Below are 20,553 nucleotides of genomic sequence, written 5' to 3' on the forward strand. Positions count from 1 at the left end.
CGTTTTGACTCCTGGTTTAATCAAAAATAATCATTTAATGATTTATTATGATTAATGCTGTCACCATTTGACGCGCTTTGCAATGGTAAAAATGCGGAATTTTATCTGCTCGACTTCACGGATTCTGCACTTAGTCCTTGTTAGACTATCCTGTATTAAACATTAATTGCATGAATTATAAGGACTAATTCATTTTTCATGTACGGTAGTGAAAATCATTACTAACACCATGGAAATAATTTGCGTGATACGTCACAAATAATCAAATGCAATCTTGTGGTGATTATTTGTGATTAATAGAGTGATGGCACCAACCACACAGGGATTGCCCCTCGTGTTCTCATTTCTGGAGAGAGTTATGGAGATCCTCTACAACGTCTTTACCGTGTTCTTTAATCAGGTAATGACCAACGCCCCGCTGCTGCTGGGTATCGTGACGTGCCTGGGCTATATCCTGCTGCGCAAAAGCGTCAGCGTGATTATTAAAGGCACCATCAAAACCATTATCGGTTTCATGCTGCTGCAGGCGGGGTCAGGCATTCTGACCAGCACCTTTAAGCCGGTCGTCGCCAAAATGTCTGAGGTATATGGCATCAACGGTGCCATCTCTGACACCTACGCCTCGATGATGGCGACCATCGAACGCATGGGTGATGCCTATAGCTGGGTGGGTTATGCGGTTCTGCTCGCCCTGGCGCTGAACATCATTTACGTTCTTCTGCGCCGTATTACCGGCATTCGCACCATCATGCTTACCGGGCACATCATGTTCCAGCAGGCGGGGCTGATCGCGGTTTCTCTCTATATCTTCGGCTACCCAATGTGGACCACGATTATCTGCACCGCGGTGCTGGTTTCGCTCTACTGGGGTATCACCTCCAACATGATGTACAAGCCAACCCAGGAAGTGACTGACGGCTGCGGCTTCTCCATCGGCCACCAGCAGCAGTTCGCCTCCTGGATTGCCTATAAAGTTGCGCCGTACCTGGGCAAAAAAGAAGAGAGCGTTGAAGACCTTAAGCTGCCGGGCTGGCTGAATATCTTCCACGACAACATCGTCTCCACCGCGATTGTGATGACCATCTTCTTCGGCGCCATTCTGCTCTCCTTCGGCATTGACGTTGTTCAGGCGATGGCGGGTAAAACGCACTGGACGGTCTATATCCTGCAGACCGGCTTCTCCTTCGCGGTGGCCATTTTCATCATCACGCAGGGCGTGCGTATGTTCGTCGCCGAACTGTCGGAAGCCTTCAACGGTATCTCCCAGCGCCTGATCCCCGGTGCAGTGCTGGCAATTGACTGTGCCGCTATCTACAGCTTCGCGCCAAACGCGGTGGTCTGGGGCTTTATGTGGGGCACCATTGGTCAGCTGATTGCGGTGGGCATCCTGGTCGGCTGCGGCTCCTCAATCCTGATTATTCCTGGCTTTATCCCGATGTTCTTCTCCAACGCCACCATCGGCGTCTTCGCTAACCACTTCGGCGGCTGGCGGGCGGCGCTCAAGATCTGCCTGGTCATGGGCATGGTCGAAATCTTCGGTTGCGTGTGGGCGGTCAAGCTCACCGGTATGAGTGCCTGGATGGGCATGGCGGACTGGTCAATTCTGGCCCCGCCGATGATGCAGGGCTTTGCCTCCGTCGGGCTGGTCTTTATGGCCGTCATCATCCTGATTGCTCTGGCTTATATGTTCTTCGCTGGCCGTTCGCTGCGAGCTGAAGAAGATGCGGAAAAACAAACAGCAGAAGTGTCTGCTCATTAAGGAGTTTCGATTATGACCGTACGTATCCTGGCTGTGTGTGGCAATGGGCAAGGCAGCTCCATGATCATGAAGATGAAAGTGGACCAGTTTTTAACCCAGTCAAACATCGACCACACGGTGAACAGCTGCGCGGTGGGTGAATACAAAAGTGAACTGAACGGCGCGGACATCATCATCGCCTCTACCCACATCGCCGGCGAAATTAGCGTGTCAGGCAATAAATATGTGGTGGGCGTGCGCAACATGCTGTCGCCTGCGGATTTCGGACCAAAACTGCTGGAAGTGATTAAAGAGCACTTCCCACAAGACGTGAAGTAAGGACGCCACCATGAAACTACGTGATTCGCTGGCAGAGAATAAATCCATCCTTTTACAGGCTGAAGCCAGCACCTGGCAGGAAGCGGTGAAGCTGAGCGTGGATCTGCTGGTTAAGGCTGACGTTGTCGAGCCGCGTTACTACCAGGCCATTCTTGATGGCGTCGCGCAGCACGGTCCTTACTTTGTGATAGCGCCAGGGCTGGCAATGCCGCACGGGCGCCCTGAAGAGGGCGTGAAGAAAACCGGCTTCGCGCTGGTGACGCTGAAAACGCCGCTGGTGTTCAACCACGAAGATAACGACCCGGTCGACATCCTGATCACCATGGCCGCCGTGGATGCCAACACCCACCAGGAGGTGGGCATCATGCAGATCGTCAATCTGTTTGATGACGAAGCCAATTTCGACCGTTTACGCGCCTGCCGTACCGAGCAGGAAGTGCTGGATTTAATTGATAACGCCACTGCGGCGGCAGTCTAAGAGGAATTGAACATGTCATTACCAATGTTGCAGGTTGCGCTGGATAACCAAACGCTGTCCCACGCTTACGAAACCACCCGCCTGATCGCGGAAGAAGTCGACATCATCGAAGTGGGTACCATTCTGTGCGTGGGCGAAGGCGTGCGTGCCGTTCGCGACCTGAAGGCGCTCTATCCACATAAAATCGTACTGGCGGATGCCAAGATCGCCGACGCAGGCAAAATCCTTTCCCGCATGTGCTTCGAAGCCAACGCCGACTGGGTCACCGTGATCTGCTGTGCGGATATCAACACCGCGAAAGGCGCGCTGGACGTAGCGAAAGAGTTTAACGGCGACGTGCAGATTGAGCTGACCGGCTTCTGGACCTGGGAGCAGGCGCAGGAGTGGCGCGATGCGGGCATTCAGCAGGTGGTTTACCACCGTAGCCGTGATGCGCAGGCCGCAGGCGTGGCGTGGGGCGATGCGGATATCAGCGCTATCAAACGTCTGGCGGATATGGGCTTCAAAGTCACCGTCACCGGCGGCCTGGCGCTGGAGGATCTGCCGCTGTTCCAGGGTATCCCGATTCACGTCTTTATTGCCGGTCGTAGCATTCGTGATGCGGCGTCTCCGGTGGAAGCGGCGCGTCAGTTCAAACGCTCAATCGCTCAGCTTTGGGGCTAAGGAGCGGGTATGTTGTCAAAACAGGTCCCGCTTGGCATCTATGAAAAGGCACTCCCTGCGGGGGAGTGCTGGCTGGAGCGGCTACAGCTGGCAAAACAGCTGGGTTTCGATTTTGTCGAAATGTCCGTGGATGAGACGGACGAGCGTCTCTCTCGCCTCGACTGGAGCCGCGAACAGCGCCTGGCGCTGGTGAGCGCCGTTGCTGAAACGGGCGTACGCGTGCCGTCCATGTGCCTGAGCGCCCACCGTCGTTTTCCGCTTGGCAGCGAAGACGATGCCGTACGCGCGCAGGGGCTGGCGATCATGCGTAAAGCCATTCGCTTTGCGCAGGATGTCGGTATCCGCGTGATCCAACTGGCGGGTTATGACGTTTACTATCAGGAAGCCAACGATGAAACGCGCCGTCGTTTCCGTGACGGCCTGAAAGAGAGCGTCGAGATGGCAAGCCGCGCGCAGGTCACGCTGGCGATGGAGATCATGGACTACCCGTTGATGAACTCCATCAGCAAGGCGCTGGGCTACGCGCACTATCTGAATAACCCGTGGTTCCAGCTTTATCCCGATATCGGCAACCTGTCGGCATGGGATAACGACGTACAGATGGAGCTGCAGGCGGGCGTCGGGCATATCGTGGCGGTGCACGTCAAAGATACCCGTCCTGGCGTGTTTAAAAACGTACCGTTCGGCACCGGGGTGGTGGATTTTGAACGGTGCTTCGAGACGCTCAGGCAGACAGGCTATTGCGGGCCTTACCTGATTGAGATGTGGAGCGAGACGTCGGACGACCCGGCTGCGGAAGTGGCGAAGGCGCGGGACTGGGTGCGGGAACGTATGGCGCGGGCAGGGTTGCTGGAGGCTGAACATGCTTAAGCTTAAACAGCAGGTCTTTGAAGCCAATATGGATCTGCCGCGCTATGGTCTGGTCACGTTCACCTGGGGCAACGTGAGCGCGATCGACCGCGAGCAGGGGCTGATCGTGATTAAGCCGAGCGGCGTGGCGTATGACACCATGAAAGCAGAGGATATGGTGGTGGTGGATCTCGACGGAAACGTCGTGGAGGGAAAATGGCGTCCCTCTTCAGATACCGCAACCCATCTGGCGCTGTACCGGCGTTATCTGTCGCTTGGCGGCGTGGTGCATACCCACTCCACGCACGCGACGGCCTGGGCACAGGCGGGGCTGCCCATCCCGGCGCTGGGCACGACCCACGCGGACTACTTCTTTGGCGACATTCCCTGCACGCGCGCATTAACGCAGGCTGAAGTGGAAGGCGAATACGAGCTCAACACCGGTAAGGTCATCATCGAAACGTTGGGTGAAAGCGAACCGCTGCATACGCCGGGTATTGTGGTGTATCAGCACGGTCCGTTCTCCTGGGGAAAGGATGCCCACGACGCCGTCCATAATGCGGTCGTCATGGAGGAAGTGGCACGTATGGCGTGGATTGCCCGCGGCATCAACCCACAGCTTCAGGGCATTGATGACTACCTGATGAACAAGCATTTCATGCGCAAGCACGGCCCGAATGCCTACTACGGGCAGAAGTGAATAAGTGCTCCGGAATACCGAAAAACAGTTGTAACCGGTGGTATTCCGGAGCCATTCACAAAAAAAAGCCCCCGGGCAGGGGGCAACGTCAACTATGGCTATGTTCTCGTTGTTGGCTTTCCTTGTGCTAGCGTTAAAGCTTTATCGGTAAATATCTGCACTGGCGTGCATATTGCCGTTGCTGCCGGGCTCACGGGTTAACATCACGTGGTAATAGGTTGCGCCCTGCGCATCGGTTTCTTCGTTTAATGCCTGATCTGCTTCACTTTCCGTGGCGAAATTATGATTGATGTAAATTACGCCCAAGCTTTGCACATCATCCATGTTTCTGGCCTGTCGGCTGTCTATCTTGATGGCTGCCATCGCGTTTGCACTGAGCAAAAGCGCCGCCATTATGGCTAATGCGATTTTTTTCATGATATGCGCTCCACGACTACGTGCTGCGAGAGGGGGGATGCTCCTTCTTTAATTCAGGTGATCTCTGATTAAAGTGTAATCACTCATTTTTTCATGATATGCGCTCCACGACTACGTGCTGCGAGAGGGGGGATGCTCCTTCTTTAATTCAGGTGATCTCTGATTAAAGTGTAATCACTCATCCGGCGGGGATGCGTGACCATTTCTGATGCAGTTGTTCAAAAAAACAGCGCTTCCGGGTGTGACCAATTTTAAATCACTCACTTAGACCCGCTTCGCGCTTTGTGCGAATTATTTGTGCAATCAGCTTGAGTTTCCAGGGGCGCGCAAGTATTATGACGCGTCAATTTTTCAGCCGACCTTTAACACGTTCCTTGCCTCCCCGGGCCTCGGCTGACCCAGACAGGAGGCTGAATAATCCGTAAGGAGCAATTCGATGCGTCATTACGAAATCGTTTTTATGGTCCATCCTGACCAGAGCGAACAGGTTCCGGGTATGATCGAGCGTTACACTGCTGCCATCACTGGTGCAGAAGGTACGATCCACCGTCTGGAAGACTGGGGCCGCCGTCAGCTGGCTTACCCGATCAACAAACTGCACAAAGCACACTACGTTCTGATGAACGTTGAAGCGCCGCAGGAAGTGATCGATGAGCTGGAAACTACCTTCCGCTTCAACGATGCCGTTATCCGCAGCATGGTTATGCGTACCAAAAACGCAGTTACCGAAGCATCTCCGATGGTTAAAGCGAAAGACGAGCGCCGTGAGCGTCGCGATGATTTCGCAAACGAAACCGCAGATGATTCTGATGCTGGGGATTCTGAAGAGTAATTTCTGATGACCAACCGTCTGGCGTTGTCCGGCATCGTATGCAGGGCTCCCCTTCGAAAGGTCAGTCCATCAGGAATTCCGCATTGCCAGTTCGTGCTTGAGCATCGTTCTGTGCAAGAGGAAGCCGGGTTTCACCGGCAGGCGTGGTGCCAAATGCCCGTAATTATTAGCGGACACGAAAACCAGGCCATTACTCACAGTTTAACGGTCGGTAGCGCAGTAATCGTTCAGGGGTTCATCTCTTGCCACAAGGCAAAGAACGGCCTGAGCAAAATGGTTCTGCATGCCGAGCAGATTGATTTGATAGATTCTGGAGACTAGCCATATGGCACGTTATTTCCGTCGTCGCAAGTTCTGCCGTTTCACCGCGGAAGGCGTTCAAGAGATCGACTATAAAGATATCGCAACGCTGAAAAACTACATCACCGAAAGCGGTAAGATTGTCCCAAGCCGTATCACCGGTACTCGTGCAAAATACCAGCGTCAGCTGGCTCGCGCTATCAAACGCGCTCGCTACCTGTCCCTGCTGCCGTACACTGATCGTCATCAGTAATCGGGCACGGTCCATTAATACGACTTTAAGAGGATAAGGTAATGCAAGTTATTCTGCTTGATAAAGTAGCAAACCTGGGCAGCCTGGGTGATCAGGTTAACGTTAAAGCGGGTTACGCACGTAACTTCCTGGTTCCACAGGGTAAAGCTGTTCCAGCTACCAAGAAAAACGTAGAGTTTTTCGAAGCACGTCGCGCTGAACTGGAAGCCAAACTGGCTGACGTTCTGGCGGCTGCTAATGCTCGCGCTGAAGCAATCAACGCACTGGGCACCGTTACCATCGCGTCTAAATCTGGCGACGAAGGTAAACTGTTCGGTTCCATCGGTACCCGCGATATCGCTGATGCAGTTTCTGCAGCAGGCGTTAAAGTGGCTAAGAGCGAAGTTCGTCTGCCGAACGGCGTTCTGCGTACCACTGGTGAGCACGAAGTTGACTTCCAGGTTCACAGCGAAGTGTTCGCTAAACTGGTTGTTAACGTTGTAGCTGAGTAATTTTTTACTCTGCTCACGTTGAAACGCCGGCCTTGTGCCGGCGTTTTGCTTTTCTGGGAGACCAGAATTCATCATTTCTTCTTGTATGGTAGCTATTCCTGTCGCATTCTCTGACAATAAATTGAAACGCAATTTTATTTATGAGATTTGTCATGGATACCGCTCTGCCCACGCCTGTCTTTGCTCGTCGAAATGTGGCCTATGCCTGCGCCACGCTCTGCTGTCTACTCTGGGGTAGCTCCTACCCGGCCATTAAAAGTGGTTATGAACTTTTCCAGATCGCAACCGATGATATTCCATCGAAAGTGGTGTTTGCCGGATACCGTTTCCTGTTTGCCGGTGTGTTGCTGCTGCTGTTTGCATTGGCTCAGCGAAAACCGATTGGCAGGCTTACGCCCAGGCAGTTTGGCCAGCTCACCATCCTCGGGCTGACCCAGACGACCATTCAGTACACTTTCTTCTATATAGGCCTGGCCTACACGACGGGGGTGAATGGTTCAATCATGAACGCCACTGGAACCTTCTTCAGCGTTCTGTTGGCGCACTTTATCTACCACAACGACAAACTCAGCTATAACAAAACGCTGGGCTGTATTCTCGGGTTTGCAGGGGTAATGCTGGTGAACTTCCACAGCGGGTTAAGCGATTTCCAGTTTGTCTGGAATGGTGACGGGTTTGTGGTGCTGGCTGCTTTTATTCTCTCCGCTGCCACGCTGTACGGAAAACGCATCTCCCAGACCGTCGACCCCACGGTGATGACCGGTTGGCAGCTGGCTATCGGCGGGCTGGTGTTGGTGGGGGGCGGATATGCGACTGGCGGAACGCTGGAAGTGCACGGTATGAAGGCCATCGCCGTGCTGGGATATCTGACGCTGCTCTCATCCGTAGCCTTTGCGCTGTGGAGCATGCTGCTGAAAGTCAACCGAGTCAGTATGATTGCGCCGTTTAACTTCGTTGTGCCGGTGGCAGGCACAGTATTATCCGCCATTTTCCTCGGGGAAAATATTCTGGATATCAAATATGCGATTGCGCTGGTGCTGGTCTGCTCGGGGATTTGGTGGGTAAACAAGCGGAGTGCCTGAGAACAGTGTGCCGGGTGGCGGCTACGCCTTACCCGGCCTACAGAACTAGCGTGCGCGAATAAAACTGCCGTCGGTCTGACGGGTAAACAGCACCTGCTGACCATTTCCGGTATCGATCGTTAGGCCGGTCACCACGCCGCTGGCGTTCTGGCGGATCTGCACCATCTGACCATTTTGCAGGTTGCTCAGCGGCTTGCCTGCGCCTTCCACCTTCGCCATGGCATAGACGTCGGTCGGCGGCAGGTTGTGGTCGCGGAACAGCTGCGCCAGAGTTTTGCCCGGCTCTACGCGATAGGAACGCCACTGTTGCTCAATGCCGGTGGGCTGTTGCGCCTGAGGCTGAGACGGGGCGGCGGCTTGATCCTGCGGCTGTTCATCCTGAATAGGCTCTGGCTCAACCGGCGCGACCTGACCCGGATCGTTAGACGGGGTGACGAGCTGCGTCTGCATCGGCTGTGCGTCAGGCTGCGGCCGCGTCTGCGACTGAATGTCCAGTTGGGCATTGCGGGTGACGGGTGCGGTATCAACATCATCGCCCCCGGAAGGAAGCAGGAAGCCCACGATCACCATCAGCGCGCCAATGATGATCCCTCTGCGATGCAGAGGAGGCAGCGGGTCCATGATGCGAAAATTGTCCGGCGCCTGCCAGATTTTCGCCAGGGTAGGTTTCAGTTCAAATCGCCCGGGCATGGCACTCCTCCTGCTCCGCGTATTTTTTATCCTGTGTCCCGAAGTATAGTTTGCTAACTGCCTGAACGGCGTAGTAAACCCGACATCCGTGACATCAGTTCGGGATTAATCCTGGTTATCTCTATTGTTTCTGTTTCGTCGCGGTTTGTCACCTTAACTTCAGACAAAGTTTTACCCATAAGGGCATGGCTGATATGCTGCCCGCTACTTTAAATGTGATGGAAGGAAAACCCATGACCACCCCGACTTTTGACACTATCGAAGCGCAGGCAAGTTACGGTATCGGCTTGCAGGTAGGACAGCAGCTGAGCGAATCCGGCCTGGAAGGTCTGTTACCAGAAGCGCTGGTGGCGGGTATCGCTGACGCGCTGGAAGGCAAACAGCCTGCCGTTCCGGTTGACGTCGTGCACCGTGCGCTGCGTGAAATCCACGAACGTGCTGACGCTGTGCGTCGCGCGCGCTTCGAAGAGATGGCCGCCGAAGGTGTGAAATATCTGGAAGAGAACCGCGAGCGTGAAGGCGTGAACAGCACCGAGTCAGGTCTGCAGTTCCGCGTGATCAATCAGGGCGACGGCGCAATCCCGGCACGTACCGACCACGTTCGCGTACACTACACCGGTAAGCTGATTGACGGTACCGTCTTCGACAGCTCCGTGGCGCGCGGCGAACCGGCTGAATTCCCGGTGAATGGCGTTATCGCAGGCTGGATCGAAGCCCTGACCCTGATGCCGGTCGGTTCCAAATGGGAACTGACTATCCCGCATAACCTGGCCTACGGCGAGCGCGGCGCTGGCGCGTCCATCCCGCCATTCAGCACCCTGGTCTTTGAAGTCGAGCTGCTGGAAATTCTGTAATCGAATTTTCTTATTTCCTCTCCCCGGTTGGGGAGAGGAAAATAGTGTAAAAACCTATAGTTACGGTGCTATCAACATTTTATCTTGCAAACGAAACTGTTGCGTGTATTTTTGTGAGCTGTTTCGCGCTGTATGAGTGATATGACACTCACTTTCAACATATTATTAACATAATATCTAAATCATAGTATTCATCCCGCCGATTCTTACCTAATATCGATTAGCCCTTACAAGGGAACGTCATCTTTTGACGTATTTAAAGGCCAGAAGAGCCTTAACAACACAGACAGGCATAAACAGGAAAATATCACATGGTAGATCAGGTCAAAGTCGTCGCCGACGAAGAGGCGTCGTCTGAACAGTCGCTACGGCGCAATCTCACAAACCGTCATATTCAGCTCATTGCGATTGGGGGTGCCATCGGTACCGGGCTGTTTATGGGATCGGGCAAAACCATCAGTCTCGCCGGACCGTCAATCATATTTGTCTATATGATTATCGGTTTTATGCTGTTCTTCGTGATGCGTGCAATGGGTGAATTGCTGCTCTCGAACCTCGAATACAAATCCTTTAGCGACTTCGCTTCTGACCTGCTCGGGCCGTGGGCGGGCTATTTCACCGGCTGGACCTACTGGTTCTGCTGGGTCGTCACCGGTATGGCGGACGTCGTGGCGATTACCGCCTACGCGCAGTTCTGGTTCCCCGGGCTGTCGGACTGGGTCGCCTCGCTGGCGGTCATTGTCCTGCTGCTGAGCCTTAACCTCGCCACCGTTAAAATGTTCGGTGAGATGGAGTTCTGGTTCGCGATGATCAAGATTGTGGCGATTGTCGGGCTCATCGTTGTGGGTCTGGTGATGGTTCTCACCCACTTCCAGTCGCCAACGGGCGTTCAGGCGTCGTTTACCCATCTGTGGAATGACGGCGGCTGGTTCCCGAAAGGCATCAGCGGCTTCTTTGCCGGCTTCCAGATCGCGGTATTTGCTTTCGTGGGGATTGAGCTGGTGGGCACCACGGCGGCGGAGACCAAAGATCCCGAGAAGTCTCTCCCGCGCGCCATTAACTCTATTCCGGTTCGTATCATCATGTTCTACGTCTTCGCGCTGGTCATCATTATGTCCGTGACGCCGTGGAGCTCCGTGGTGCCAACCAAGAGCCCGTTCGTTGAGTTGTTCGTGCTGGTAGGCCTGCCTGCTGCCGCGAGCCTGATTAACTTCGTGGTGCTGACCTCTGCTGCCTCGTCTGCCAACAGCGGCGTATTCTCCACCAGCCGTATGCTGTTTGGTCTGGCACAGGAGGGCGTGGCGCCAAGCGCGTTCGCCAAGCTGTCTAAGCGTGCGGTACCGGCAAAAGGGTTGACCTTCTCCTGTATGTGCCTGCTGGGCGGCGTGGTGATGCTCTACGTGAACCCAAGCGTGATTGGCGCGTTCACCATGATTACCACGGTCTCTGCGATCCTGTTTATGTTCGTCTGGACCATCATCCTCTGTTCATACCTGGTGTACCGCAAGCAGCGTCCACACCTGCATGAAAAATCGATCTATAAGATGCCGCTGGGCAAGCTGATGTGCTGGGTGTGCATGGCGTTCTTCGTCTTCGTGCTGGTTCTGCTGACGCTGGAAGATGATACCCGTCAGGCACTCCTCGTCACGCCGCTGTGGTTTATCGCGCTGGGGCTGGGCTGGGTGTTTATCGGTAAGAAACGTATGGCAGGCGTAAGGTAAAAGCAAAACGGCAACTTCGGTTGCCGTTTTTAGTTTTTGCACCCTCTCCCCGTGGGAGAGGGCCGGGGTGAGGGCATCAGGCCGCAGCGGCCTTTTTTATTCCCCAGCTAATGCCCGCGGGAACAAAACGTTGTTCTCAAGACTGATGTGTTCCATCAGGTCGTCGATCGTTTCGTTAATGCCGTTGTACATCGCTTTCCACGTTGTGCACGCTTCTGGCGGCGGCGTGACGTTGTGGGTGGTGTGTTTGATCACTTCCAGCAGTTCACCCGCGTCATCGTGCTCGCTTTCCATCACGCTGATAGGCCCCATCGCCTGGCTTCCCATTCCCTGTTTAATCATCGGGAAGAGGATCTGCTCTTCTTTCATCATATGGCTGGAAAGCTCTTCGTGCAGCAGGGTCAGGTACTTCGCCAGACCGCGCGGTACGGATGGTTTGTCGGCATGTACGCGCTCAACTTTGGTTGCCTGCAGGATCAGCTCCGGCAGCTGTTCACGGTGACGGTCATGGTATCGCACGATGATATGGTCGATGATTTCAGCGAGCGGGGCGGTTCGCCAGTCTTTGTCGACGGGCTGCTCGGCCAGCAGCGCCAGCTCTGCTTCAATCACCTCAACGTCCAGCTCTTTGCGTGAGGCCGCACGCGCCAGGGTTTGCTTACCGCCGCAGCAGTAATCCATATCGTATTTACGGAACAGCGCAGAAGCGCGAGGAATGGAGAGCGCCAGCTCGCCAAGGGGTTGGTCGCGAAAGGCCATAGCAGTTACCTCGTCATTAATAATATAAGATGTATATTAAATGCATCTTTAAGGCGGCGCTATAACCCTTTAGAGGGAAGGGAAAAAATGAGATGCAGATCACAAAAAAATACCCCGTTTAACTCTCTGAATGGACTTAGGAAAGTGGTTTAGAAACTTTTTAAAGGTGTAGAAACAGTAAACAACCCGTCGCGCCTGCCGATATATCCACGTCAGACAAACCTGCATATAACAAAGGCAACGCATGTTTAAACGTATAAAAGTCATTACCCTTCTGATTTCGGTGCTGCTTGTGCTCGGCATCATGCAAGTGATTTCCGCCGGTATCTTTATCAACGCGCTGAACAACGATAAAGACAACTTCACCGTGTCGCAGCTCTCCAGCCAGAACGTGGCGGAGTTTACCGATGCGTGGATCAGTCTGAACCAGGCACGCGTCACCCTGAACCGCGGGATGTTGCGCCTGCAAAGCAGCATGGCCTCGCAAATTAACGGCGGTCAGCTGAATGAGCTGGTGACGACGGCGAAAAATCTGCTGACTGAAGCCCAAGTCCATTACGATAAATACTATGCCTTGCCGAATACGCCAGGCCTGGACGAGAACCTGGCTAACCGACTCGAAGAGCAGTACCGCATTTACTCTGCAACGCTGACCCAAATGAACGTTCTGCTGAGCCAGGGCAATCTGGAAGATATGTTCAAGCAGAATGCAGAACAAAAGCAAAACGCGATGCAGACGGTTTATCGTGAGTGGCGTGAAGCGCAGGCTGCGCTCACCGATAAAGGCATTCAGGATAATGAAAGTGATTACAAACACATCCTGTGGATCCTCTCTGCGGTCATGCTGCTGGTGATTGTGGTGATTATTTCCAGCTGGGTAGCCATGCGCCGCGTGCTGCTGTTGCCCCTGGAAGAGGTGATTAACCATATTCGCGCCATTGCGGCAGGGGATTTAACCCAGCCCATTCAGGCTGACGGTAAAAATGAGATGGCTATCCTGGCGCGCAACGTTCAGGAGATGCAAACCTCGCTGGCGAACACGGTGGGCGTGGTGCGTGAAGGCGCAGATACCATTTACACCGGTGCAGGCGAAATCTCTGCGGGCAGTAACGATCTCTCTTCCCGTACCGAGCAGCAGGCCGCGTCTCTGGAAGAAACGGCAGCCAGCATGGAACAGCTGACGGCTACCGTGAAGCAGAACGCCGATAATGCGCGTCAGGCGTCCCGCCTGGCGCTGGACGCCTCCTCAACGGCGAAGAAGGGCGGTAACGTGGTGGAAGGCGTGGTGCGTACAATGGACGAAATCGCCACCAGCTCCAGTAAAATCGCGCAAATTACTAACGTGATCGACGGTATTGCCTTCCAGACTAACATTCTGGCGCTGAACGCGGCGGTGGAAGCGGCGCGCGCGGGCGAGCAGGGCCGTGGTTTTGCGGTGGTGGCAGGGGAAGTCCGCACTCTCGCACAGCGCAGCGCCCAGGCGGCGAAAGAGATCAAAGCGCTGATCGATGATTCCGGCGAGCGCGTAAACGCGGGCTCCCAGTTGGTTAACGAAGCCGGGGAGACGATGGCGGAGATCGTCAATGCGGTCACCCGCGTCACCGACATCATGGGCGAAATTGCCTCGGCCTCTGACGAGCAGAGCCGCGGTATCGACCAGGTGGGTCAGGCGGTAGCCGAGATGGACCGCGTGACCCAGCAGAACGCCTCGCTGGTAGAGGAGTCTGCGGCCGCGGCGGCGGCGCTGGAAGATCAGGCTGCACGCCTGAACGAAGCGGTGGCGGTGTTCAAAATCACCCGCAACCAGGCGGTCAAAGCGGCGCCGGTGAAAACCTATGTGCCAAAAGCGCAGCCCGCAGCGGCGGCGTCTGAAGGGAACTGGGAAACGTTTTAAGGGCTTGCCCGGTGGCGGCTACGCCTTACCGGGCCTACGGTTTTGTAGGCCCTGCAAGCGCAGCGCCGCTGGGCAATGCTCACACCTCCGACGCCGGAACGACCCGCGGTTTTTCCGGCTTCGCTCTTACCGCCATTACCACCCCCACCACCAGCAGTGCGATCCCGCAGGCCGTGAATAACGGCGGCACGCTCTGGCGCATCAGGAAGGTATAAAGCAGCCCGGCCAGGGTTTCGAAGACAATCAGCGGACCTAAAATCACCGTCGGCAGCTTCTGGCTGGCAATGTTCCAGCACAGCGCGCCCACCCAGGAGCACAGCACCGCAATCGCCACCATCAGGCCGATAAACACCCACGGTCTTGGCCCGAAGGGTTGGGCGAAGTCCGGCTGTTGATGGCCTAACCAGATGCACGCCCCGACATACCCCACCAGCGAGACGGGCAGCGTGACCAACGCCTGCGCCGTCGCCCACATCATCGGGTGCTTGTCCGGGTTCTCCCGCAGCCAGCGCGCGTTGCGCAGGGCATACCATGCCCAGCACGCCACGGAAATGAACGCCAGCATAATGCCAGAGCCGTAACGCCACAGGTCAACTTCCGCCTGCCCATGACGCAGCTCGGCAATATTGACGCATACCAGCCCCACGGCGGTGCATACCAGCGCCGGGGTCATTTTTGACCACGCCAGTTTGCCATCGCGGTGGCTGTAGAGCAGGTTCGCAAAGACGGGGATAACGACCGGCAGCGTGCCGATAATCATGGTAGATACCGGCGCACCGGTACGCTGAATGGCGCTCGCGAGGCAAACGTAGTAGATAAGATTGCCCATCATGGTCAGCGCCAGCGCGGTACCCCAGTCCTGACGGCTGAGCTGACGCAGGCGCGCGCGTCCCAGCCACGCCAGAGGCAGGGCAATCAGCCCCAGCGCCAGATAACGCCCGGTCGACTGCAGTATTGCCGGATACTCGGGCACAATTAATGGGCCGACAAAAATCAGCCCCCACATCATCCCGGCCAGCAGGGCATACAACACACCACTAATCATTTTTCCATCCACAGATATTTACGCTGTATGCAGTGTAGGAGGGGAAAATGCGCGCGTATTGTATGAGATTGCGCATTAGCGCCGGGTGACCTGCTTCTGGTAGCGCACGGGGGTAATGCCGTAGCGGTGGGTAAACGCGCGGGTTAAATGCGACTGGTCGGTCAGCCCGGTTGCGGCGGCGACCTCTGCCGCAGGCATGCCGTGGGTGAGGAACGCTTTAGCGCGCCAGAGGCGAATGGCCATCAGCATCTGGTGCGGCGTAACGTGAAAATGGGCTTTGAACTGGCGCTGGAAGTGATACGGGCTGAGCGAAACGACGCTGGCCAGCTCGTCCAGCGTCAGGGCGCGCATATAGTTGTCGTGCAGATACTCGCGCACGCGTTCGAAGCGGTGCGCGCCTTCCAGAACCACCGGCGCGTGATGGGCAAACGGCCGGAAGGTCTCAATCAAATCCAGCAGCAATCCTTTTTGCGCAAGCGGATCGTCCGTGTGCCACAGGCTGTAAATGAGCCTGCCGATTTGCTGCGAGCGCTGCGGGTCATGACGCGTGACATCGCTAAACCACCAGTGCCGGAGGCCGGTCACCTCTTCCAGCAGGTCGGGTTCGATATAGACCATCCGGTAGCGCCAGCCGTCTTCGGTGGCGGATTCACCGGTATGGATCTCGTCCGGGTTCATGGTGACGACGGATTTTTCCGCCGCGAGATGCTGGGTACCGCGATAGCGAAAGCGTTCGGCACCGGTTTCAATCGTGCCGATCCCGAAGGCTTCATGGGTGTGAGGCTCAAAGGCGTAGTCAGAAATATGCGCGTGATAAAGCTCCAGGCCCGGCAGCTGCGCCAGATGGCGAAAGCGCGCGCTGTCTCTTTCATCAGTAAACTGTTCCGGTACGCCTTGCACGGTGAGCCTCCTCGTGGTCATCTTTTCATTATCAGAGATGACCGGCGTTTATGCACTAAACATCTTTGCCCGGACGGTCTTACGGTAATCCCCCGGTGAAACCGTTGTTTTATGCTTAAACTGGCGATTAAAGTGCGCAATATCCTGATATCCAACCGCATTCGCGATCTCCTGAATGCACAGATTGGTGGATTGCAGCATTGTCATGGCGGATTCAATTCTGGCGGTTAATAAATACTGCAGAGGAGACATGTCGGTGGCGTTTTTAAAGCGGCGATTAAAGTTGCGCAAACTCATGCCGGCCATATCTGCAAGACTTTGCATGGATATATCCGAAGCGCAGTTGGCTTTTATCCAGATTTGAATTTGAACAATATCTTCATCCGGATGGGGTTTGTTTTCTTCACTGTAGCATTGACGCTCAAACTGGCTGCGAATTTCATGGAAAAATGTCCGTTGGGTATGTGTGGCTACCCGTTTCCCGTATATCGTTTCTATAAAATGGATCGTCAGGTCTGACAGGGCCTTAACGCTTGCGGCGCAGAAAATATTATCGGCCTGAGTGAGGAAATGTTTTGTTTGTAATTTTACGGTGGGGTAGTCGCGCGAGAATTGTTTGAAGTAGTGCCAGTGGGTGGTGGCGGGTTTCCCGTCGAGCAGTCCCGACTCCGCGAGAAAGCAGCAGCCCGTTCCGACGGCGGCGATGCGGGTTCCTCGCGCGGCCTGTTCGGTCAGCCATTCCAGGAGTTCAGGCTGTTGTCTGACCACTCCGCGAGGATTGCGCCACAGGGCAGGAAGATAGATAACGTCATAGTGTCTGTCTGCGGCAAGGGTGGTATCGGCGGTAATGCTAAAGCCACTGTGCGTCAGGATGGGCTCGCTGTTTATGCCAATGGTATTCACCTTCAGAATATTCTCCGGGCGACAGAGCCTGAAGGGTGACTTCTCCGGTTTGTGCGTGTCTGCGTGGGATGTTGTTTTTTGCTCAGCTAAATAGCTACTGGCTGCGGCTTTCCACATTTCAATCGGAAGACTGAGACCGGAACTTAGCATGCGTTCGCATAACACAAATCCTATTTGTGTATTTGTCATTTTTGATTAATACCTGTTTTGACTATTATTTTTGGTAGCTCATCGTTGTCCTGGCCAAAAAAGTCAGCATTTTGGCTGGATTTTCATATTAGCTTTTGTTGGTAATTTGTAAACTAATATCTGAAATTATCGCACTTACTTAACAAAATAAATCCACGACCACTACAGGATGAATTATGGTGAAATTACCCGTAATAACGGCTTTTGGCGGCTATGGTCCAGCTGGTCGTAGTTCTTCACATCATGCATTTCGTCGAATGATAATTGAGTCATTATCGGAAGAGGAAAGGCAGGAGACGTTATTATCGTTAGCCATCCTGATGGGCGTACTGAAATATGATGAGGGCGGGTATTGCGACATTTCCGGTAAAAGATTTACACCTGCTCAGGCCGCCGCGAGGATAAAAGACGAGGCGCTTGAGGGGACCCTTATCAGAAAAATCACGCGCGACTATTTTGATGTCGATGCTATCGCCAGTCATGCAAAATTGAATATGGTTTCAGGCGAAGAAGGGTTCAGTTTTAATATATCTGCCAGACAATTACCTCACCCCTTACCGGCGGGATGGCACGTTGAAGAATTAGCGGATCAGCGTGTTCGTATCACCGTTCAGGGAGAGATGGACTGTAAAATTGAGGCGTTGCTGCGCACGGAGGTGCAGGCTGCCGGGCTGTTGCCGCAGGGATTCCGCCCGGGCGACCATTACAACTCGCAGTTCCATCCGCGGGCGTTACAAATGGCGATTGTCGGGGCGTCAGACGCCATCAACGCCCTGGGGATCCCGTGGCGAGAGGTGCAGGCAAATATCACGCCGGATCAGCTCGGCGTTTATTCGGGCAATATCATGGGGCAGCTCGACGATTATGGCTTTGGCGGGATGCTGCAGTCGCGCCTGAAAGGCCATCGCGTCAGCGCCAAGCAGTGTCCGCTGGGGCTGAACAGCATGTGCGCCGATTTCCTCAATGCGTATGTGCTGGGTAGCGTCGGCCACACCAGCGCCACGCTGGGGGCATGCGCCACGTTTCTGTATAACCTGAATGCGGCAGTTGAAGATATCAAAGCGGGGCGCATTCGCGTAGCCGTCGTTGGCAGCGCCGAAGCGCCGGTCACCTCAGAAGTGATTGAAGGATTCGATGCCATGGGCGCCCTGGCAACGGAGAGTAAGCTTAAGCATATTGATGAAAAGGAAACGGCCGACTGGCGCAACAGCAGCCGCCCGTTTGGCAACAGCTGCGGTTTTGTGATCTCGGAATCCAGCCAGTATGTCGTGTTAATGGACGACGAGCTGGCGCTGCAGCTTGGCGCAGAGATCCACGGTTCGGTGGGGAATGTCTTCATCAACGCTGACGGCTTTAAACGTTCTATCGCGTCACCGGGGCCGGGGAACTACATCACCATGGCGAAAGCCGTAGCCTCTGCGGTATCGATGGCCGGGATGGAGACGGTGCAGAAGGGATCGTTTATTCAGGCGCACGGTTCAAGCACGCCGAAGAATTGCGTCTCCGAGGCGGATATTTTTGACCGCGTTGCGCAAGCCTTTTCGATTCGCGACTGGCCGGTGACGGCGGTGAAATCGTATCTCGGCCACTCCCTGGGGCCCGCCAGCGGCGACCAGCTGATCGGCTGCCTCGGCGTCTTCCGCTACGGTATTTTGCCGGGAATTAAAAGCGTGTCGCACATCGCGCCGCAGGTGAACAACGCACGCTTAACCATTCCTCTTCAGGACTGCAAATTAGAGGAAGGCCAGGGACAAATCGCCTTTATAAATTCAAAAGGCTTTGGCGGTAATAATGCCACGGGGGTGGTTTACTCGCCAAAGCTTACCCATCAATGGTTGCGCAAACGCTATGGGGACGCGGTGTTTGCGGAATATCAGCAGCGTAACCGCCAGGTGCGACGTCAGGCTAACGCGTACGACGAGGCGGCTTCGCAGGGGGAACTCAATGTCATTTATCTGTTCGGACAGCAGGGGATAAATGAGGAAGATATTAAGATTGATAGGAATGGCATCACCATTCCCGGATTTGAAAAACCGATAACGTACGCGACGGATAAAGAATACCCGGACTTTTAATCGTTATATCTGATTTTATTATTAATAAATAAAGGTGCTTGTATTTTCTCAGGCGCCTTACCTTTGTGCACCACTAAACAGGAGAAAGAGAGTGGCTAATCTCAGTGCAATACTGATTGCCTTTGGCTGGAGCGGTATTGTTGTCGGCATAATGATGGGCGGATTAATGGGGATGTATGCTTTTAAGGGACCGTTTCGCGCCCCCAAAGGACATGAAAACTATACCGATTTAAACCGCAGAATGTTAAGGCTGGCACATATTGCCTTTATTATGCTGCCGTTAATATCCATGCTCTATGGCATGTGTATTGATGACCTCGCCGTGTCTTATACCTATAAATATTATGCCGTTATTTGCATGATGATACTTTCGGTTGGTATTCCGGTTCTCCTGATTGCATCGTGTTTTTATCTGCCATTTAAATATGTGCAGGTTATACCGTTTAGCTGTGGAATGTATGCGTTAGTCGTAATGGCAATTGGCAGGGTTTCAGCCCTGTAAACTATCACCTACCTGAGATATAAAAATGAAAACGTTACTGAATACCCGCCAGCTGGGTCGGGACGCTATTGTCGCGACCGTAGATAAGCACGTTTATACAGAAAACCGCGCATTTGCCAGCAGGCTTATTGACCGGATTGAATCCCATCCGCTGATGCGCAGCCCTATATTATCAAAAATGAACAGCGGTGAAGTCGATCTTCAACAGATGCGCGTATTCCATCTGGAGTTTTATCACGCTTTTGCGCAAGTCTTTACCGATGCCGTTATTGAAGCGTTAAGCGCGGCGAAACAGCTGGAAGCTCCGCTGGGCGCGCAGGCGAAAATGGCGGCCCGTTTTCTGCTGCAAATCAACCTGCTGGATGAGCTGGGCTTCCACCCTGGCGAAGACGCCGAGGGCAATTACAACGGCCAGCCCGCGCTGGCGCACTATGTCCAGTTCTTTACGACCATCCAGCAGCTGGGGATGACAGAGCACGAGGTGAAATCCTGGCTGCCGATGTCCAGCTCTCTGGCCTGCCGCGCAACGTTTGAGAATGCCTATGGCGACTATACCCAGCTGGTGGGGTTGCTGGCCGTGGCCGAGACCGTCTTCCATGACTTCGCCACGCCGTGGGCCAAAGGTGTTGATAAAGCGACGGATATTGACGTCACCAAGGGCTATCACAGCATCCATGTAGAAAGCGAAACGGGAGAGTCCATTGAAGATGGCCACTCCGAAGATGCATGGATCCTGTTCTGCCAGGCGCTGACTGAAGACCGTTATGCCGAGATGGAGCAGCGCGTCGATCTCTGGCTGAAGGTCTGGAACGACTTCTGTAACGATCTGCTGGCTGGCCGCGCCGGAAAATAACCTTTTCACCCTCATTACATTTGAAA

23 protein-coding genes are annotated in these 20,553 nt (G+C 54.4%); 17 read left to right on the forward strand and 6 right to left on the reverse strand.

Annotated elements, in window-relative coordinates; all coding sequences use genetic code 11:
- The first annotated feature begins 358 nt into the window (after positions 1-358).
- The 6 genes from ulaA to AC2TE5_RS02255 are packed head-to-tail and all read left to right on the forward strand — an operon-like array spanning position 359 to position 4,767.
- The gene (gene ulaA / locus AC2TE5_RS02230; protein ID WP_126545637.1) at positions 359-1,759 is read left to right on the forward strand and encodes a PTS ascorbate transporter subunit IIC; all 1,401 of its coding nucleotides are present in this window, start codon (positions 359-361) and stop codon (positions 1,757-1,759) included.
- A 12-nt stretch (positions 1,760-1,771) separates the two neighbouring features.
- Entirely contained in the window at positions 1,772-2,077 is a 306-nt protein-coding gene (ulaB, locus tag AC2TE5_RS02235; protein ID WP_003856022.1) for a PTS ascorbate transporter subunit IIB, read from the forward strand.
- A gap of 10 nt (positions 2,078-2,087) precedes the next feature.
- Entirely contained in the window at positions 2,088-2,555 is a 468-nt protein-coding gene (gene ulaC, locus AC2TE5_RS02240) for a PTS ascorbate transporter subunit IIA (protein ID WP_213329036.1), read from the forward strand.
- 12 nt (positions 2,556-2,567) lie between these two features.
- On the forward strand, positions 2,568-3,218 hold the full coding sequence (gene ulaD, locus AC2TE5_RS02245; protein ID WP_063144079.1) for a 3-keto-L-gulonate-6-phosphate decarboxylase UlaD: 651 nt from the start codon (positions 2,568-2,570) through the stop codon (positions 3,216-3,218).
- A 9-nt stretch (positions 3,219-3,227) separates the two neighbouring features.
- On the forward strand, positions 3,228-4,088 hold the full coding sequence (locus AC2TE5_RS02250) for an L-ribulose-5-phosphate 3-epimerase (RefSeq protein ID WP_023334266.1): 861 nt from the start codon (positions 3,228-3,230) through the stop codon (positions 4,086-4,088).
- The gene (locus tag AC2TE5_RS02255) at positions 4,081-4,767 is read left to right on the forward strand and encodes an L-ribulose-5-phosphate 4-epimerase (RefSeq protein ID WP_484612570.1); all 687 of its coding nucleotides are present in this window, start codon (positions 4,081-4,083) and stop codon (positions 4,765-4,767) included. Before AC2TE5_RS02250 ends, AC2TE5_RS02255 begins: the two co-directional genes overlap by 8 nt.
- Positions 4,768-4,908: 141 nt before the next feature.
- Here the strand turns inward: AC2TE5_RS02255 and yjfY are convergent, their stop codons facing one another.
- Positions 4,909-5,184 (reverse strand): DUF1471 family protein YjfY, encoded by a 276-nt coding sequence (gene yjfY / locus AC2TE5_RS02260; protein WP_010427445.1) that lies wholly within the window; start codon positions 5,182-5,184, stop codon positions 4,909-4,911.
- A gap of 436 nt (positions 5,185-5,620) precedes the next feature.
- On the opposite strand from yjfY, the gene rpsF reads away from it, so the two are divergent.
- The 5 genes from rpsF (at position 5,621) to AC2TE5_RS02285 (ending at position 8,142) form a co-directional block, all read left to right on the forward strand.
- The gene (gene rpsF, locus AC2TE5_RS02265; protein WP_080328808.1) at positions 5,621-6,016 is read left to right on the forward strand and encodes a 30S ribosomal protein S6; all 396 of its coding nucleotides are present in this window, start codon (positions 5,621-5,623) and stop codon (positions 6,014-6,016) included.
- A 6-nt stretch (positions 6,017-6,022) separates the two neighbouring features.
- The gene (gene priB, locus AC2TE5_RS02270) at positions 6,023-6,337 is read left to right on the forward strand and encodes a primosomal replication protein N (protein ID WP_008502895.1); all 315 of its coding nucleotides are present in this window, start codon (positions 6,023-6,025) and stop codon (positions 6,335-6,337) included.
- Positions 6,338-6,341: 4 nt separating this feature from the next.
- Positions 6,342-6,569, forward strand: coding sequence for a 30S ribosomal protein S18 (gene rpsR / locus AC2TE5_RS02275; RefSeq protein WP_000135199.1), 228 nt, complete (start codon positions 6,342-6,344; stop codon positions 6,567-6,569).
- A 41-nt stretch (positions 6,570-6,610) separates the two neighbouring features.
- The gene (rplI, locus tag AC2TE5_RS02280; protein WP_023310148.1) at positions 6,611-7,060 is read left to right on the forward strand and encodes a 50S ribosomal protein L9; all 450 of its coding nucleotides are present in this window, start codon (positions 6,611-6,613) and stop codon (positions 7,058-7,060) included.
- Between the two features lie 152 nt (positions 7,061-7,212).
- A complete protein-coding gene (locus AC2TE5_RS02285; protein ID WP_213329035.1) occupies positions 7,213-8,142 on the forward strand; it encodes a DMT family transporter in 930 nt (309 codons plus the stop codon).
- A 45-nt stretch (positions 8,143-8,187) separates the two neighbouring features.
- Here AC2TE5_RS02285 and AC2TE5_RS02290 read toward each other — a convergent pair whose 3' ends face one another.
- A complete protein-coding gene (locus AC2TE5_RS02290; protein ID WP_213329034.1) occupies positions 8,188-8,832 on the reverse strand; it encodes an OapA family protein in 645 nt (214 codons plus the stop codon).
- Between the two features lie 233 nt (positions 8,833-9,065).
- Between AC2TE5_RS02290 and bamJ the strand changes: the two genes are divergently transcribed.
- Both bamJ and cycA read left to right on the forward strand, forming a co-directional pair.
- Positions 9,066-9,686 carry a BamJ family beta-barrel-assembly machinery protein gene (bamJ, locus tag AC2TE5_RS02295; RefSeq protein ID WP_008502892.1) on the forward strand — a complete coding sequence of 207 codons (621 nt, stop codon included), beginning with the start codon at positions 9,066-9,068 and terminating at the stop codon, positions 9,684-9,686.
- Between the two features lie 311 nt (positions 9,687-9,997).
- Entirely contained in the window at positions 9,998-11,407 is a 1,410-nt protein-coding gene (gene cycA, locus AC2TE5_RS02300) for a D-serine/D-alanine/glycine transporter (protein WP_213329033.1), read from the forward strand.
- A gap of 96 nt (positions 11,408-11,503) precedes the next feature.
- On the opposite strand, the gene ytfE is transcribed toward cycA, so the two are convergent.
- Entirely contained in the window at positions 11,504-12,166 is a 663-nt protein-coding gene (gene ytfE / locus AC2TE5_RS02305) for an iron-sulfur cluster repair protein YtfE (protein WP_159515381.1), read from the reverse strand.
- Positions 12,167-12,410: 244 nt separating this feature from the next.
- On the opposite strand from ytfE, the gene AC2TE5_RS02310 reads away from it, so the two are divergent.
- A complete protein-coding gene (locus AC2TE5_RS02310) occupies positions 12,411-14,060 on the forward strand; it encodes a methyl-accepting chemotaxis protein (RefSeq protein ID WP_121424858.1) in 1,650 nt (549 codons plus the stop codon).
- Positions 14,061-14,139: 79 nt separating this feature from the next.
- On the opposite strand, the gene AC2TE5_RS02315 is transcribed toward AC2TE5_RS02310, so the two are convergent.
- From AC2TE5_RS02315 to AC2TE5_RS02325, 3 genes are all read right to left on the reverse strand, one after another.
- Positions 14,140-15,105: a DMT family transporter gene (locus AC2TE5_RS02315; RefSeq protein WP_484612571.1), complete on the reverse strand. Its 966-nt coding sequence runs from the start codon at positions 15,103-15,105 to the stop codon at positions 14,140-14,142.
- Between the two features lie 75 nt (positions 15,106-15,180).
- Positions 15,181-16,005, reverse strand: a complete 825-nt coding sequence (locus AC2TE5_RS02320; protein ID WP_484612572.1) for an AraC family transcriptional regulator — start codon at positions 16,003-16,005, stop codon at positions 15,181-15,183.
- A gap of 48 nt (positions 16,006-16,053) precedes the next feature.
- The gene (locus AC2TE5_RS02325; protein ID WP_484612573.1) at positions 16,054-17,097 is read right to left on the reverse strand and encodes a GlxA family transcriptional regulator; all 1,044 of its coding nucleotides are present in this window, start codon (positions 17,095-17,097) and stop codon (positions 16,054-16,056) included.
- A 620-nt stretch (positions 17,098-17,717) separates the two neighbouring features.
- On the opposite strand from AC2TE5_RS02325, the gene AC2TE5_RS02330 reads away from it, so the two are divergent.
- From AC2TE5_RS02330 to AC2TE5_RS02340, 3 genes are all read left to right on the forward strand, one after another.
- Positions 17,718-19,172, forward strand: coding sequence for a beta-ketoacyl synthase (locus AC2TE5_RS02330; protein ID WP_484612574.1), 1,455 nt, complete (start codon positions 17,718-17,720; stop codon positions 19,170-19,172).
- A gap of 91 nt (positions 19,173-19,263) precedes the next feature.
- A complete protein-coding gene (locus tag AC2TE5_RS02335; protein WP_024907308.1) occupies positions 19,264-19,674 on the forward strand; it encodes a membrane protein in 411 nt (136 codons plus the stop codon).
- Positions 19,675-19,699: 25 nt separating this feature from the next.
- Positions 19,700-20,527 (forward strand): hypothetical protein, encoded by an 828-nt coding sequence (locus tag AC2TE5_RS02340; protein ID WP_484612575.1) that lies wholly within the window; start codon positions 19,700-19,702, stop codon positions 20,525-20,527.
- Positions 20,528-20,553: the final 26 nt, after the last annotated feature.

The organism is Enterobacter sp. N5-15 (assembly GCF_057221635.1).

Excerpts from the sequence above, each read along its gene's own strand:
- ulaB (WP_003856022.1), top strand. The coding sequence starts at position 1,772 with ATGACCGTACGTATCCTGGCTGTGTGTGGCAATGGGCAAGGCAGCTCC.
- yjfY (WP_010427445.1), bottom strand. The coding sequence starts at position 5,184 with ATGAAAAAAATCGCATTAGCCATAATGGCGGCGCTTTTGCTCAGTGCA.
- rplI (WP_023310148.1), top strand. The coding sequence starts at position 6,611 with ATGCAAGTTATTCTGCTTGATAAAGTAGCAAACCTGGGCAGCCTGGGT.
- priB (WP_008502895.1), top strand. The coding sequence starts at position 6,023 with ATGACCAACCGTCTGGCGTTGTCCGGCATCGTATGCAGGGCTCCCCTT.
- AC2TE5_RS02285 (WP_213329035.1), top strand. The coding sequence starts at position 7,213 with ATGGATACCGCTCTGCCCACGCCTGTCTTTGCTCGTCGAAATGTGGCC.
- bamJ (WP_008502892.1), top strand. The coding sequence starts at position 9,066 with ATGACCACCCCGACTTTTGACACTATCGAAGCGCAGGCAAGTTACGGT.
- AC2TE5_RS02290 (WP_213329034.1), bottom strand. The coding sequence starts at position 8,832 with ATGCCCGGGCGATTTGAACTGAAACCTACCCTGGCGAAAATCTGGCAG.
- ulaC (WP_213329036.1), top strand. The coding sequence starts at position 2,088 with ATGAAACTACGTGATTCGCTGGCAGAGAATAAATCCATCCTTTTACAG.
- AC2TE5_RS02325 (WP_484612573.1), bottom strand. The coding sequence starts at position 17,097 with ATGACAAATACACAAATAGGATTTGTGTTATGCGAACGCATGCTAAGT.
- AC2TE5_RS02330 (WP_484612574.1), top strand. The coding sequence starts at position 17,718 with ATGGACTGTAAAATTGAGGCGTTGCTGCGCACGGAGGTGCAGGCTGCC.
- ulaD (WP_063144079.1), top strand. The coding sequence starts at position 2,568 with ATGTCATTACCAATGTTGCAGGTTGCGCTGGATAACCAAACGCTGTCC.
- AC2TE5_RS02250 (WP_023334266.1), top strand. The coding sequence starts at position 3,228 with ATGTTGTCAAAACAGGTCCCGCTTGGCATCTATGAAAAGGCACTCCCT.
- AC2TE5_RS02315 (WP_484612571.1), bottom strand. The coding sequence starts at position 15,105 with ATGATTAGTGGTGTGTTGTATGCCCTGCTGGCCGGGATGATGTGGGGG.
- AC2TE5_RS02340 (WP_484612575.1), top strand. The coding sequence starts at position 19,700 with ATGAAAACGTTACTGAATACCCGCCAGCTGGGTCGGGACGCTATTGTC.
- AC2TE5_RS02255 (WP_484612570.1), top strand. The coding sequence starts at position 4,081 with ATGCTTAAGCTTAAACAGCAGGTCTTTGAAGCCAATATGGATCTGCCG.
- rpsF (WP_080328808.1), top strand. The coding sequence starts at position 5,621 with ATGCGTCATTACGAAATCGTTTTTATGGTCCATCCTGACCAGAGCGAA.
- cycA (WP_213329033.1), top strand. The coding sequence starts at position 9,998 with ATGGTAGATCAGGTCAAAGTCGTCGCCGACGAAGAGGCGTCGTCTGAA.
- AC2TE5_RS02310 (WP_121424858.1), top strand. The coding sequence starts at position 12,411 with ATGTTTAAACGTATAAAAGTCATTACCCTTCTGATTTCGGTGCTGCTT.
- rpsR (WP_000135199.1), top strand. The coding sequence starts at position 6,342 with ATGGCACGTTATTTCCGTCGTCGCAAGTTCTGCCGTTTCACCGCGGAA.
- ytfE (WP_159515381.1), bottom strand. The coding sequence starts at position 12,166 with ATGGCCTTTCGCGACCAACCCCTTGGCGAGCTGGCGCTCTCCATTCCT.
- ulaA (WP_126545637.1), top strand. The coding sequence starts at position 359 with ATGGAGATCCTCTACAACGTCTTTACCGTGTTCTTTAATCAGGTAATG.